The sequence below is a fragment of the Corynebacterium spheniscorum genome (assembly GCF_900113445.1).
Taxonomy (GTDB): Bacteria; Actinomycetota; Actinomycetes; order Mycobacteriales; family Mycobacteriaceae; genus Corynebacterium; species Corynebacterium spheniscorum.
This window is the reverse complement of sequence record NZ_FOPJ01000007.1, coordinates 1-13,635: the sequence shown is the minus strand read 5'-3', so window position 1 is coordinate 13,635 and position 13,635 is coordinate 1. Positions and strand designations below refer to the sequence as shown.

Below are 13,635 nucleotides of genomic sequence, written 5' to 3'. Positions count from 1 at the left end.
ACCAGGGTGATCCTCAGCTGGGTACACTAAAGGGTCACAGAAGAAGACGAAAAGAATTACCTTCGGCAGCACTTCGGGCGCTGCTTAAGGTAATTAGCGCGCCTAGCTTCACCCCAAGGAGGAATCCAGACCCCGTGCTCACCCTGCTCGGCGCCCTTACCCTAGCTACCCTGGTGGCGCCCCTATTGATCCGCCAACTGGGCAGAAACGCCTTCCTCTTCTTAGCGCTCATCCCCTTCGGCGGCTTCTTATGGATCTGCCAACTCTTTGCCACCAACACCTTTGCCGGTGGCGGGGCCCTAGAAGTGCATTATCCGTGGATGCCGTCTGCGCACCTGGATATCACTTTGCGCCTTGATGCGCTCTCCGGGTTATTCTCGCTGATTATTCTGGGCATCGGCGCGCTCATTCTGCTGTATTGCCGCGGCTATTTTGATTCCAACCCCAGACGCCTTGCCACCTTCGGCATGCACATGGTGGGCTTCTCACTGGCCATGTTCGGGCTAGTGGTCTCCGACAACCTCCTGCTCATGTACGTTTTTTGGGAGATCACCAGTGTGCTCTCCTTCTTGCTGGTCGGCTACTACGGGGAACGCGCCTCCTCCCGGCGCGCCGCTGGGCAGGCACTGATGATCACCACCTTGGGTGGGTTGGCGATGCTGGTGGGCATTATTTTGCTGGGCCGCCAAACCGGGGTCTGGGAACTATCCGCCATCCCACTTATCCCGGAGCTAGAAACTGTGCCGCGGCTGGCAGTGGCCTTCGTATTGATCTTGGCCGGCGCGCTTTCTAAATCCGCGATCGCCCCGGCACATTTTTGGCTTCCCGGCGCGATGGCCGCCCCCACCCCGGTGTCGGCCTATTTGCACTCCGCGGCGATGGTCAAAGCCGGCATTTATTTAGTAGCCCGCCTTGCCCCAGATGTGCATGTGCTCTCCGCCTGGCATTTGGTGGTACTCCCGCTGGGGGTATTCACCATGTTGATGGCTGGGTGGATGGCGCTACGCCAACGCGACCTCAAACTCATTTTGGCTTATGGCACGGTCTCGCAACTGGGCTTCATTATGTCCGTCATCGGGATTGGTTCGCGCACCGCGCTGCTGGCTGGGTTGGCCCTCACCTTCGGGCATGCGCTTTTCAAAGCCGCGCTCTTTATGGTGGTCGGCGCCATTGACCACACCACCGGCACCCGCGATATCCGGGAGATCTCTGGGTTGGGGCGCAAAGAGCCCTTCATTATGGCGTTGGCTATTATTTCCGCTGCCTCCATGGCTGGGGTGCCACCGCTTTTAGGTTTCGTGGCTAAAGAAACTGCGCTGAGCACCGTCATGGATGAGGCCTTATTAATTGGGTTGCCGCGCGAACTCATGTTGGCCGGGCTGGTCTTAGGTTCCGTGCTCACAGTGGCCTATAGCGCGCACTTCCTTTATGGGGCTTTTGCCACCAAAGCAGCTCAAGAGGGGCCCTGCGCTGCTGCGGAAGGTGAGAGCGGCCGGGTGTGTGAAAGCCGCGCGATTGCCCAGATGCAGCCCATCCGCACGCGCCTCTGGTTCCCGCCCTTGGTGCTCACTACGTTCACTATTGTGCTCGGGCTTTTCCCTAGCATCTTGGGGCGCCTGTTGGATATGCATATTGATAACCTGCCTGCGCCTGCGGATATCCCCAGCCCCTTGGCGCTCTGGCATGGTTTTGGGTTGCCGCTAGTCCTCACCGGCGTGATTTTGGCTGGTGGTGCGCTGATGTTCTGGCAGCGCGAGGTGGTGGCCAAGGCACACTTCAAGACCGCCGCTTTCGGCAATGCCGACCATGCCTACGACAAGGTGCTAGCAATCTTCCGCCTGATTTCTCTGCGCCTTACGGCTTCTACCCAGCGCGGTTCCTTAGGTATTAACTTGGCCATCATCTTCGCCGTGGTGGTGCTTTTGCCACTGAGCGCACTGATTAGTGGTGCACGCTCAACCGTGCGGATGCAGCTCTGGGATACCCCCATGCAAGCAGTAGCCGCAGCCATCATCATCGTCATGGCGGTCGCAGCCACCCGTCTAAATAATCGCCTCTCAGCACTCATCGTGGTGGGTGTAACCGGCTACGCCCTGGCTGTGCTTTTTGCGCTCCAAGGCGCCCCGGATTTGGCTTTAACCCAAACCTTGGTGGAAACCATGGTGATGGTGGTGTTCATGCTGGTGCTGCGCAAACTACCTACGGAAACGCATTGGCGCCCCAGCGCCTCGGTGGACCGCATGCGCGCCTGGTTAGCGGTGGCAGTGGGATTCTCCGTGGTAGTGGTGGCACTCTTTGCCATGAATGCGCGCAGCAGCGCCCCGATTAGTGTGTTCATCCCTGATTTGGCGAAGGATATTTCCCACGGCGCGAATGCGGTGAATGTGCTCTTGGTGGACCAACGAGCCTGGGATACCTTCGGCGAGATTATGGTGCTGGTGATTGCTGCTACCGGGGTGGCTTCCCTGGTGTTTAGGAGCCGCTCTTTTACGCGGCGTTCCCGTCGCCCTACCTTGCGTTCCGAAGGCCGGCGTTGGTTGGCCGCTGATGTGACCAGTGAGCGTGCCCGTAGTCGATCGCTGATGGTGGATGTGGCCACCCGGCTGCTCTTCCCCACCATGGTGGCGGTGTCCTTCTACTTCTTCTTTAGTGGCCATAATGCCCCCGGCGGTGGTTTCGCTGGTGGTTTAGTAGCAGCACTAGCTATTACCCTGCGCTATTTAGCTGGTGGGCGTGCAGAATTAGAAGAAACCTTGCCGGTGGACCCAGCCCGCATGATGGGTACCGGCGTACTAGCTGCCGCCGCTGCGGTGATCTGGCCAATGTTCTTAGGCCGCCCGCCTTTAACCACGCGGGTATGGGAGTGGAGCATCCCGGTGATTGGGGATGTGCATATTCCTTCGGCACTGCTTTTTGATGCTGGTGTGTACCTGATTGTGGTGGGTGTGGCATTGCATATTCTGCATGCTTTGGGCGGCAAGATTGATGCCGATGAGGCACTACGCCGTCAACGTGCTCGTGATCGTGCGCGCTCTATGAAACGCGCCCGGGAGTTAAGGAAACAACAAGAAGCCGCGGAAGCTGAGCAGAAGGCTGGGGCCGGGAAGGCTGAGAAGCCTCGGGCATCGGCTAGCAAGGCAACAGAGGGAGGAAAGATTTCATGATTGCGAACCTCAGTCTGTTGCTCGCCGCCGGCGCACTCATTGGTGCCGGTGTGTACCTCATCTTGGATCGCGCCATGACCAAGATGATGTTGGGGTTAATGCTGGCCGGCAATGGTGCCAACCTGCTTATCTTGCTAGCCGGCGGGAAGGCTGGTTCCCCACCGATTATGGGCCGCGATTCTGTCCTTCATGGTGAGCAAATCTCAGATCCCTTAGCCCAAGCCATGATTTTGACGGCGATTGTTATTTCCATGGCAATGACTGCCTTCATTTTGACCTTGGCTTTCCGCCAATATGGTTATCGCACCGCGGACTTGATTGAGGATGACTCCGAAGACACCGCAATCGCTAAGCGCCCACCTACGGCTTCAGCGGCACCTGACCACGATGCCTCTAATGATCCAGAAACTGGGCGTGCCACCAGTGTGGGCGATAGCTTCGGCCCGCGATCATTCGAGCAGCCGCTCCAAAGCGAAGAAGATGGTGATAGCCGCTCATGATCACCCAGATTCTTGGCCTTAGCGGAGCCGCCGATCTTCGCGCCACCTTAATGCCGTTGATGCCCTTCCTGATCCCCTTGCCGGTAGTACTCCCGGCGGTGGCAGCGGGCTTGGCGTTAATGTCCGCGAAACTTCCGGTGCTCCAAAGGATCATTGCGCTTGGCACCCTCATCAGCTTGATTGTGCTGAACATCGCCATGGTGTGGCTGGTGGATGCCGAAGGAATTCAAACCGTCCAAATCGGTGGTTGGGATGCCCCGGTGGGCATTACTTTGGTGGCTGACCGGCTGTCCACCGTGATGCTGACGGTCTCAGCGCTCGTGCTCTTCTGCGTGATGTGGTACGCCATTAGCCAGGGTATTCGCGATGGTGGGGATGATGAACCCGTCGCGGTCTTCCTGCCCAGCTACCTGCTCTTAAGCATGGGCGTGAATATGTCCTTCTTAGCTGGTGACCTCTTTAACCTCTATGTCGGCTTCGAAGTGTTCTTAGTGGCCAGCTATGTGCTGCTGACCTTGGGGGCATCGGCCGCGCGAGTGCGTGCTGGCGCTGGCTATGTGATGGTCTCCATGGTGTCTTCTCTGGTATTCCTCTTTGCCATCGGTATGGTCTATGCCTCCGTGGGCACCGTGAACATGGCACATATTGGGCTTCGGATGGCCGAAATTCCCAGCGGTACGCGCGCCGCGATTTTCGGCATGTTGCTCATTGCCTTTGGTATTAAAGCCGCTGTCTTCCCGCTCGATGCCTGGCTACCGGACTCCTACCCCACCGCGCCTTCCTTGGTGACGGCAGTGTTTGCTGGCCTGCTTACCAAGGTCGGTGTCTACTCGATTATTCGGATGCGCTCGGTGGTCTTTACCGATGGCTCCTTGGACACCCTTTTAATGTGGGTTGCCCTAGCAACCATGCTGGTGGGCATTTTAGGTGCGATGGCGCAGAACGACATTAAACGTTTATTGTCATTTACCCTGGTCAGCCATATTGGCTACATGATTTTCGGCATTGCCCTTGGTAGTGCCCATGGCCTATCCGGCGCGATCTTCTACGCCGTGCACCACATCTTGGTGCAAACCGCGCTCTTCCTGGTAGTTGGACTCATCGAACGCCAAGTGGGTACTTCTTCCCTGCGGCGGTTGGGATCCTTGGCCCGCTACTCTCCGGTGCTAGCCGCCTTGTATTTCATCCCAGCCATTAACCTCGGCGGGATCCCCCCGCTATCGGGATTCCTCGGGAAAATAATTTTGCTCCAAGCCGGCGCCGATGAAGGTGGCTTCCTACCCTGGCTGCTTATCGGCGGCGCGGTAGCTACCAGTTTGCTCACCCTCTACACCATGGTGTTGGTGTGGTCGAAAGGCTTCTGGCGGGACCGCCAAGACGCCCCGGAAGGCAGCATAGCTATTGCCCGGCCGGCACCACTGGCAGAAGTTACCGATGTAGTAGATATTCAAGAACGCGATGATGTCGGCAGTATGCCCTTCGGCATGGTGGCCTCCACCGCGGCGTTGGTTACCGTTTCTTTAAGCATCACGGTATTAGCTGGTCCGCTGTCCGCGGTGACCGACCGCGCTGCGGAATCAGCCCAAGACGCAACCATTTATCGTGATGCTGTGCTCGGAGATCACTACCTAAACCCGGGACGAACCTTAAACCAAGAAAGCCATAACGGTGGTGCAGATAATTTTTCTCACCGCGATCACCCGTCCCCCATTGATGATCGACCCGAAGGTCCCTTAGCCCCGAAGCCTGTCCCGCATCCTGAGAAAGCTCCGCGTACCAGCACGCACAATAATGCTGAAGGTTCCAAGCCCCTGGGCCTTAAGGGAGGTGAGCAGGGCTGATGAAAAAATTTTCTGGCATGAAATTTGCTGGTGTGCAGCGCCGATTCCACTTAGGTTCGGTGGTCTGGATTACCTTCATCTGGGTCATGCTCATGGGGCAACTCACCTGGGCGAATGTTATCGCCGGTGTGCTTATTGGGTTGGTGATTGTCCTTGGTTTGCCGCTTCCGAATATGCCCTTAGCGAGTGCCAATATTCGCTGGGGTGCGTTCGCCAAGCTGATGCTCGGCTGGCTCTGGGATTTACTCAAAGCCTCTGTGAAGGTCGCTTGGTTAGCCTTGCGCCGTGCAGACCCGCCACAGACCGCCATCATTAAGGTTCCGATGCGGGTGCAATCCGATATTGTGCTGGCTTTTGCCACCACCTTGTTTAATCTGCAGCCAGGTGGTTCGGTCACCGATATTGATATTGGGAATCGTATGCTCACGGTGCATCTGCTTGATGCTGGTACCCCGGAGGCGTTAGCCCAAGAAATTGAGAATGTGGCCAAACTGGAACGCGACCTCATCCACATCTTTGAGAGGAATTAGTTGATATGGATCCCGCTATCTACAACGGCTTCCTCTTAGTTGCTGCTCTTTTCTTTGGCGCAGCCTTCATTCTCACTTCCTATCGAATCCTCGCCGGACCCAATTCTTTGGACCGCCTGCTTGGGCTTGATGGTTTAGTGGCCATGATTCAATGCGCACTAGCCACCTATATCTGCTGGTCTTTGGATCTCACCGTATCTGGTGCAATGTTGGTGGTTGCGTTGCTCGGCTTCATTAGCTCAGTGTCGGTCGCGCGTTTCCGGAAGAAGGATGGCACCTAATGCTGCACCTAATAACGGATATTATTTCCCTGGTTTTTATTCTCGCCGGCGCGTTCTTCGTATTCTCTGCAGCCGTAGGATTGGTGCGTTTTAGGGATGCCCTCTCCCGCGTGCATGCAATCACCAAGCCACAGACCGTGGGGCTGATCCTTACTGTGGTGGGCGCGATGATTCGGGTGATCGGTTCTCCTGACTTCACACACAATGATCGTGGCGATATCGGGGTATTGGTTCTGCTCGTGCTGTTCGCTTTATTGACTAGCCCGGTGACTGCGCAGCGTTTAGGCCGTGTGGCTCGCCGTGAAGGTTTGTATAGCGATCCGGAGTACATGCGCGTCAATGAGGCGCCCGCTAGTTCGCTGTTTAAGAAGCGAGCGAAGAAACGCTCCTAAAAAATTTTTCACGGCCTATGACCTGTAGATTTGCTCTACCAGGAGCTAATGCGACCTGGTTAATTCCTAGCCGAGGAAAACCAGAAGCTAAGAGCGGAACCCGGCTCTTTAGCGGTCCCAGTATGCAGGTGGTGATGTGCTAAAAAATTTTTTAAAGATACCTCTTAGCTCTTTTCATCCAGGTTCCGCCAGCGCGGAATCTCGCTCCACATTGGGGGTAGAACATACCCCCAAACGTTGAGGTTTGGCTCGCCTTGGTATACATGTATACCTAGCGCGAAGGAAGGATTAGTTTCACGTGCCGCCACTAAGGGAAGAACTCATCTTGGATGAGGCTCAAGCCATGCTTGCTGAATCAGATAATCCTGAAATCAGCATGCGTGCACTTGCGAAAAGACTCAACGTGACGCCTATGGCTTTATACCGTTATTTCCGCAATCGCGATGATCTTCTCGCCGCGGTTGCAGGCCGCATTGCCAGCAAGTTGGAGTTCCCTTCCCGGGATATTCCACCGGCACAGCGGGCTGTCATGATCGCTGAGTCGTTTCACGAAGTGCTGGTCAACAATCCCTTTATGATCGGGCTGATCCCCACAGGCAGAGCAATTAGTTCGACTGGGCTTGCTATCCCCAGGCACCTCATCGAGTGCGCCCAGGATGCTGGCCTAAGCGACCAGCGAGCATTTCTCTTTTATCGCTCAATGTTTAGCGCCATCCTTGGGCAAGCAACGTTCACCGTTGCACGCCTGGAACATGGTGCAGACATGCCGCGATTGGTGACCTCTAACGCCACAGAAGAGTCCAACTCCAGGTTTAAAGAGCTAAGCGAGCGTTGGACAGAACATGATGAAAACTGCTGTTCAGCAGATGTATTCACCTTGATCGCCCAACAGCTTGGTTCCAGCTGAGTTAGCTAAAAAATGTTTCTCCTCCCAAGAATAGCTAGCCAGATACCAAGCTTTAGTGTCTGAGTGCAGCTCAGGCCCAAGGGAAGGGATCATCACAGGCTTCTACCTCTAGTGGTGCTTCTCTTTTCACTTCAACGCACACATAGTCACGTCCTTCTCCTTCCTTCCGCTGCCACCTTCTCGCAGGATTAATCCTTCATTCACCTGCGGGAACTGTATTTCTACCCCTCTTTGGAGACAGGATGACTAAGACACACACCTCTTCTCGTTTATTGCGCAGTCTGGTGGTTCTCGGCACTGCTACCGCACTTGGACTAAGCGGTTGTAGCAGCAGTGACGGCGAGAACACTGAAAGCGCAACAGGTTCGGCAGCATCCAGCTCGGCTTCCGCTGCAGCTTCAGCTGAGAGCAGCGCAGCTAATAGTGAAAATGCGGTCAGCTATCCGCTTACCCTGCCCACTGCTTTCGGGGATGTGACCATTAAGGAACGCCCTAATCGTGTTGCGACTCTAGGTTTTGGTGATGAGGCCTTGCTCTAGCAATGGGTGCCAATGTGGTTGCCGCACCTATTTCCTATTCCAAGATTGCCGGGGTCAGTGAGGATCCGAAGCTGCCTTATGTTGACGCCCCTAAGGATGACGTCACCTGGGTTAACCCGATGAAGCTGAAGGTCGAGGAAGTCGCTGCAACGCACCCCGATGTCATCCTCGCGCATGCTGCCTTCATGATGGACCAGGAACTATATGAAAAGCTCAGCGCCATCGCGCCGGTGGTGACTTACCAAGAGGAACTCTATAAGTCCCCCGCACCAGAAGTTGCGGAAAGAATCGGCCAAGTCCTTGGTGTCCCAGAAAAGGCAAAGGAACTCATCGACGCTGCTGACAAGGCGCGTGCAGATTTCAAAAAAGCTCATCCGCAGCTGGAAAACGCCACGTATTTATACGGCCAAGCTGGAGATGACCAGATGGTGATGCTGGTGAAGAAACCTGATGCTTCGGTGTGGTTCATGGAACAGCTTGGTTTAACTCCGCTACCCGCTGTAGCTGAGATGGATCCCGGCAAAGTTCGTCTAAAGGCCGCCGTGGGACTGAGCTATGAAAACGCCAGTGTCATCAACGATGCTGATCTCCTGCTCATGACTTTCCGCTCTTCGGAGGGGCAAGAGGCCTTCGAAAATCACCCTGCAATCAAGGACCTGTCCATCCTGCAAGACCGCTATGTGGCTCTAAGCAGCGAAGTTGCCACCGCCTTACAGGATCCCAATGTGGCAGCTGTTCCCTGGCTGCTTAAGGAACTAGAACCCGCGATGGCCAAGGTTCATAAGAACTAATGTCGCTTCGCCCACCAATGGAACGCCAACACATAGGAGAAAGCAGTTCCCCACGCTTGCGTGCGCATAACGGGGTACGTACTGCGTTTCTTCTACTGTTGGTGTTTGTTGTTCTGCTCAGTTCAGTGCTCTCGTTGGCGGTTGGTTCACGCCCTATTCCCGCCAATGAGCTGTCCCGCAGTCTGCTTGAGGCCTGGCAGATTATTAGCCAGCAGCGTGAGGCCGATGGGATCTCTACCGGTTCATTGATTGCTCAACTCCGCGTCCCTCGTACTCTCGTCGGAATATTGGTGGGCGCTGCGCTCGGCGCCGCTGGGGCCATCGTCCAAGGTCTCACACGTAATCCGAGCGCTGGGCCCGGTGTTTTGGGGATCTCCGCGGGAGCTTCCTTCGCTGTTGTTATCGGTCTTAGTTACCTCGGTTTAGCGAGTATGCACAGCATGGTTTTTGCTGGTTTCTTAGGTTCACTCGCGGCAGCAGCAATCGTGCATTCTTTGGCCGTAGCTACCGGAGCCGGCCGCGGTGGAGAAGAATCCTTAGTCGGAATCGTGCTCGGCGGTGCCGCACTATCAGCAGTGCTCTTGGCCTTAACCTCGGGAGTATTGCTAGCTAATCTCACAGCTTTAGATCGCATGCGCTTTTGGACAGCAGGTTCACTCGCCGGACGTGATATGACCGTTGCCTTAGGCATCAGTCCAGCGATTGGGTTAGGTCTGATCGCGGCACTACCAGTAGCTGCAAGGCTGAATATTTTGAACCTCGGCGATGCTGCCGCCACCGCACTTGGCATTAACCCGGCGCGCGTTCGCGGATCGGCGCTGGCCACAGTTGCTGTGCTTGCTGGCGCTGCAGCTGCCGCTGCTGGGCCGATCTCCTTTGTCGGTTTAGTCGGCCCACATTTAGTCCGCCCGATTAGTGGTGCCGATCATCGCTGGACTGTGCCCTACTCTGCGCTAGCAGGTGCAGCGCTGCTGTTATTAGCTGATGTTGCATCACGGGTGGTGGTCCGCCCCGGGGAACTCCAGGTCGGCATCATGCTCGCAGTTATTGGTGTGCCTTTCCTCCTTGCACTGCTTACCCGAAGGAGGCTGCCGGAACTATGAGTTCAACTACTGTGTCACCTCACAACGCATCCTCTCCACAGTCGCGCCGCGCTCGTCTACTAAGTATTAACGACACCAGCGTGCCTAGTCTTCGACGACTGAAGGTCGGTGCAGCCAACAGCGTGTGGGCCCCACGCATGCTGCTAAGCGCACTCGGGCTTGTGATTCTCCTTTTGATCTTGCTGCCTACTTCTTTGGCGGTCGGGGATTACACGCTGTCGTTGACACAAATTTTTGAGGTACTTAAAGGCGGTGGTGAATCTCTCGAGCGCACCGTCGCTAGATTGGCGAGGCCCCCGCACCGCAGCCGGGCTCCTAGCTGGGGCAGCGCTAGGGGCAGCCGGCGCTTTGACTCAGTCAACCATTCGCAACCCACTGGCTAGCCCGGATCTACTTGGTATTACCGGCGGTGCTTCCGCGGCTGCAGTCACCGTCATCGTTATTGGTGCACCTACCACCGGGGTGAAGGGAACGCTGGTCCTACCGCTGGCTGCCCTTATGGGTGGCATCCTCGTTGCCTTGTTTCTATGGGGGTTGTCCAGTCTTCGCGGTTCTGGCTTAATGCGTCTTTTGCTTTCCGGTGTATTGCTTACTGCGCTATGCGGTGCCTATATCAATTGGTTGCTAGTCAACGCGGACCTATGGGATGCCGCTAATGCCCAGACATGGCTGAATGGCTCCTTGGAAGCAACATCCTGGGAACGCACTGCACCAGTATTTGTGGCACTTGTCATTTCTCTGCCCATCGGAGGCTGGGCGGCACCACGACTAGCCCGCATGTATTTGGGGTTGGACACGGCATCTGGCCTAGGGGTCAACATCAAGCGCACCCGGATAGTGGTGTTGTTCATCGCGGTGCTCTTAGCCTCCACCGCAGCTGCAGCAGTTGGGCCCTTAGGTTTCGCGGCACTGCTTGCACCACATGTGGCGCGCATGCTCACCGGTGCGCATCAACCCCCGATCGCCGCTTCCACTCTCAGCGGCGCAGTGGTCGTACTGAGTTCAGATATTGCGGTACGCACCTTCATCCCCTCGGATCCGCCAGTAGGTGTGGTGACCTCCGCGCTTGGTGGCGCTTTACTCCTGTATCTCCTCTTGCGCACTAGCCAAAGGAAACTCACATGACATCACCAGCTTCTTCTTCACCGAAACTTGCATCAGACAGCATCATCAGCGTGTCTGACCTCCATGTTGGCTATGGTGATCGCACGGTTCTCAAGGGTTTGAACGTGGAGATCCCACGTAGGCAGATCACCACGTTGATTGGCTCTAATGGCTGCGGTAAATCCACTTTCCTCACTACTTTGGCAAGGGTACGGGAGCCCCACAAGGGGCGTATCAGTTTCGCTGGCACCAATATTTCCGAGCTTTCCCGTCGTGATTATGCAGCCCGTGTAGGACTACTACCCCAAACCCCTAGTGCGCCCGGCACTTTGAAAGTCAGCGAGCTCGTTCTTCGTGGTCGATACCCGCACCAGTCCTGGTACGGGCGATTTACCGAAGAAGATGAGCATGCCGTTAGTGAAGCGCTGCGACGAACTGCACTATTAGATCTGGCGGAGCGTCCTCTTAATGCACTTTCTGGTGGCCAGCGTCAACGTGCCTGGCTAGCTATGGTTCTTGCCCAGGACACCGAAGTGATGCTTCTGGATGAACCCACTACTTATCTCGACTTAGCGCATGCCGTCGACATGCTGCGCTTAGTGAAATCTTTGTCGACCGTGGATGGCCGCACGATCGTTATGGTCCTTCATGATCTCAATTTGGCTGCGCGCTATTCGGACCATCTCATTGCTATGGGCTCGGGCGGACAGATCCTGAAAACAGGTTCAGCCCGGAAGGTGCTCACCACGGAGCTGCTTGCTGAAGGTTTTGGGCTTGATGCGATTATCGGTCGCGATCCTGCAACTGGCGGCCCGATGGTAGTTCCGGCGGCTGATCCGATCTAAGCATGGAAAGCCGCCTTCGCCGGGGTCATTTATAGGGTCAGATAACCGTGCCAGCAGCACATATTTGAAGGAATTCGGGAGTGCACCCGAGTTAGGGGAAGGCAGCTGTTACCGCACTGATCAATAAGGGCAAGACCTCTCACCTTTACCCTTCTACCTGGTAGGCGCAATCCTTAAGAGATGAAGCCGTCGGATCCGCGGTTCACCTGCAACTAACTGCAAAAATGCTGTTAGGGCGCATCACCCGCCGAGCTCCACCGTGGGTTTCCCAAGTAGCTCCAGAACATTGCAAAAATTGGCCCACAGTCTTTAGATATTACTTAATTAACCTTAAAAGGGGTGCTGATTCGTTGAATAAAGGCAACTTCGGTTGTTAGCTTGAGCTTGCTTCATTAATACCTTCACCGAAAGGACAGGTTGTGGGCTACGCCATCCGTAAAGCCACTGCGACTCTCGCCGTAGCTGCCCTCAGTTTCACTGCTGCCCCCTATGCCCTTGCTCAAGACGAGGAACCGACACTTGCAGAGCCGGTCTCCCTGGTGGAACCCGAAGCGCCTGCTACCGCTTTAGTTGGGCCTTTCTGTGGTTCCAAGCCTCTGGTCAATCCTCCTGCGATGCCTACTGAGATGCCTTTCCTCATGTCCGATGGCACCACCAAGACGTATCCGGTCAAGATCATCAAGAACATGGGAGGTGATGAGCTGACCGCAGATGAGTGGCAATCCTGGGTTCAGGATCCCATCCCCGCTGACAAACTCTGGGGTCTCGACCGAACCTCCGAAGGGATCAAGTTCGAAATCGTGCAGCCTGGCGATCCTGCTGATGGCAAGAGCTCCCCATGGTATTACGTCCGGTGGAACCGCTTACTCGCTATGCAGCAAACCCCCGTGAATGAAACGACCACTGTCGGCAAAGCTCCTAAACTTCCGGAGACAGTGAACGTTAACTTCGCGACCGACCTTCAGGCTTCCGGATTGCCTCAGGCACGTGAATGTGCAGATCCCACCGCTACCGGCCGTAAAGATGTCAAGGTAACCTGGGACGCCATCCCTGATGGCGCTCTGGATCAACCCGGCACCTTTGAGCTCAGGGGCACCATCACCGTCGATGGGAAGCAGTGGTCCCGCCTCGGCACCAATGGCGCGTGGGGCTATCCCGATGGATACTCCGGTGATTATGGCTTCGATGCCGTTGCAACGGTCACCGTAGTTAACCCACCGACTACCAGCACTCCGGCCCCGACCACCTCAACTGAAACCGGCACCGCGCTGCCGACGACGACCGAAAGCAGCACCACAGCACCAGTCGAACCCGAAGAGACCACCACCCCGGCTCCTGGATTCGACGCCGGCTCCCTCATCCTGCCCGGCCTAGCCCTCGGCAGCATGGCGCTCGGCTCCTCCGGCAGCAGCAACGGCTCCGCACAACCGGCACCTGCACCGACCCCGAATCCCGCCCCAAACGCTGACCCCAGCAAACCCGCAAAGGGCGCACAACCTGCCCAACAGCAACCAAAGCGCACCGGCACCCTAGCTAACACCGGCGCCAACAGCACACTGACCCTAGCCATCGCATCGATGCTCAGCGTCGCAGGCCTCACCGTACTGCTCGCCGCACTACGCCGCCGCAACACCTAAA

At 56.2% G+C, this 13,635-nt stretch carries 13 protein-coding genes; all 13 read left to right on the top strand.

The window, feature by feature from the left end:
* Window positions 1–134: 134 nt before the first annotated feature.
* The 13 genes from BMZ01_RS06455 to BMZ01_RS06395 all read left to right on the top strand — a co-directional run bounded on the left by BMZ01_RS06455 (window position 135) and on the right by BMZ01_RS06395 (window position 13,634).
* Window positions 135–3,164 carry a Na+/H+ antiporter subunit A gene (locus BMZ01_RS06455; protein WP_092285661.1) on the top strand — a complete coding sequence of 1,010 codons (3,030 nt, stop codon included), beginning with the start codon at window positions 135–137 and terminating at the stop codon, window positions 3,162–3,164.
* Window positions 3,161–3,664, top strand: coding sequence for a Na(+)/H(+) antiporter subunit C (locus tag BMZ01_RS06450; protein ID WP_092285659.1), 504 nt, complete (start codon window positions 3,161–3,163; stop codon window positions 3,662–3,664). The genes BMZ01_RS06455 and BMZ01_RS06450 overlap by 4 nt, the downstream gene beginning before the upstream one ends.
* A gap of 50 nt (window positions 3,665–3,714) precedes the next feature.
* Window positions 3,715–5,505: a Na+/H+ antiporter subunit D gene (locus BMZ01_RS06445; protein WP_395890914.1), complete on the top strand. Its 1,791-nt coding sequence runs from the start codon at window positions 3,715–3,717 to the stop codon at window positions 5,503–5,505.
* Window positions 5,505–6,035 carry a Na+/H+ antiporter subunit E gene (locus tag BMZ01_RS06440; protein WP_223845902.1) on the top strand — a complete coding sequence of 177 codons (531 nt, stop codon included), beginning with the start codon at window positions 5,505–5,507 and terminating at the stop codon, window positions 6,033–6,035. Before BMZ01_RS06445 ends, BMZ01_RS06440 begins: the two co-directional genes overlap by 1 nt.
* A gap of 5 nt (window positions 6,036–6,040) precedes the next feature.
* Window positions 6,041–6,316 carry a monovalent cation/H+ antiporter complex subunit F gene (locus BMZ01_RS06435; RefSeq protein WP_092285655.1) on the top strand — a complete coding sequence of 92 codons (276 nt, stop codon included), beginning with the start codon at window positions 6,041–6,043 and terminating at the stop codon, window positions 6,314–6,316.
* On the top strand, window positions 6,316–6,708 hold the full coding sequence (gene mnhG, locus BMZ01_RS06430; protein ID WP_092285653.1) for a monovalent cation/H(+) antiporter subunit G: 393 nt from the start codon (window positions 6,316–6,318) through the stop codon (window positions 6,706–6,708). The genes BMZ01_RS06435 and mnhG overlap by 1 nt, the downstream gene beginning before the upstream one ends.
* 298 nt (window positions 6,709–7,006) lie before the next feature.
* Window positions 7,007–7,615 carry a TetR/AcrR family transcriptional regulator gene (locus BMZ01_RS06425; RefSeq protein ID WP_092285651.1) on the top strand — a complete coding sequence of 203 codons (609 nt, stop codon included), beginning with the start codon at window positions 7,007–7,009 and terminating at the stop codon, window positions 7,613–7,615.
* Window positions 7,616–7,857: 242 nt separating this feature from the next.
* Entirely contained in the window at window positions 7,858–8,154 is a 297-nt protein-coding gene (locus BMZ01_RS06420; RefSeq protein WP_092285649.1) for a hypothetical protein, read from the top strand.
* 2 nt (window positions 8,155–8,156) lie between these two features.
* Window positions 8,157–8,945 (top strand): ABC transporter substrate-binding protein, encoded by a 789-nt coding sequence (locus tag BMZ01_RS06415; protein ID WP_092285647.1) that lies wholly within the window; start codon window positions 8,157–8,159, stop codon window positions 8,943–8,945.
* Complete coding sequence (locus BMZ01_RS06410) at window positions 8,945–10,048, top strand: FecCD family ABC transporter permease (RefSeq protein ID WP_223845901.1); 1,104 nt, start codon at window positions 8,945–8,947, stop codon at window positions 10,046–10,048. The genes BMZ01_RS06415 and BMZ01_RS06410 overlap by 1 nt, the downstream gene beginning before the upstream one ends.
* Before the next feature lie 252 nt (window positions 10,049–10,300).
* Window positions 10,301–11,173 (top strand): FecCD family ABC transporter permease, encoded by an 873-nt coding sequence (locus BMZ01_RS06405; RefSeq protein ID WP_317845915.1) that lies wholly within the window; start codon window positions 10,301–10,303, stop codon window positions 11,171–11,173.
* Window positions 11,174–11,223: 50 nt separating this feature from the next.
* Window positions 11,224–11,997 (top strand): ABC transporter ATP-binding protein, encoded by a 774-nt coding sequence (locus tag BMZ01_RS06400; protein WP_244887595.1) that lies wholly within the window; start codon window positions 11,224–11,226, stop codon window positions 11,995–11,997.
* 419 nt (window positions 11,998–12,416) lie between these two features.
* Window positions 12,417–13,634 carry an Ig-like domain-containing protein gene (locus BMZ01_RS06395; RefSeq protein ID WP_092285641.1) on the top strand — a complete coding sequence of 406 codons (1,218 nt, stop codon included), beginning with the start codon at window positions 12,417–12,419 and terminating at the stop codon, window positions 13,632–13,634.
* Window position 13,635: the final 1 nt, after the last annotated feature.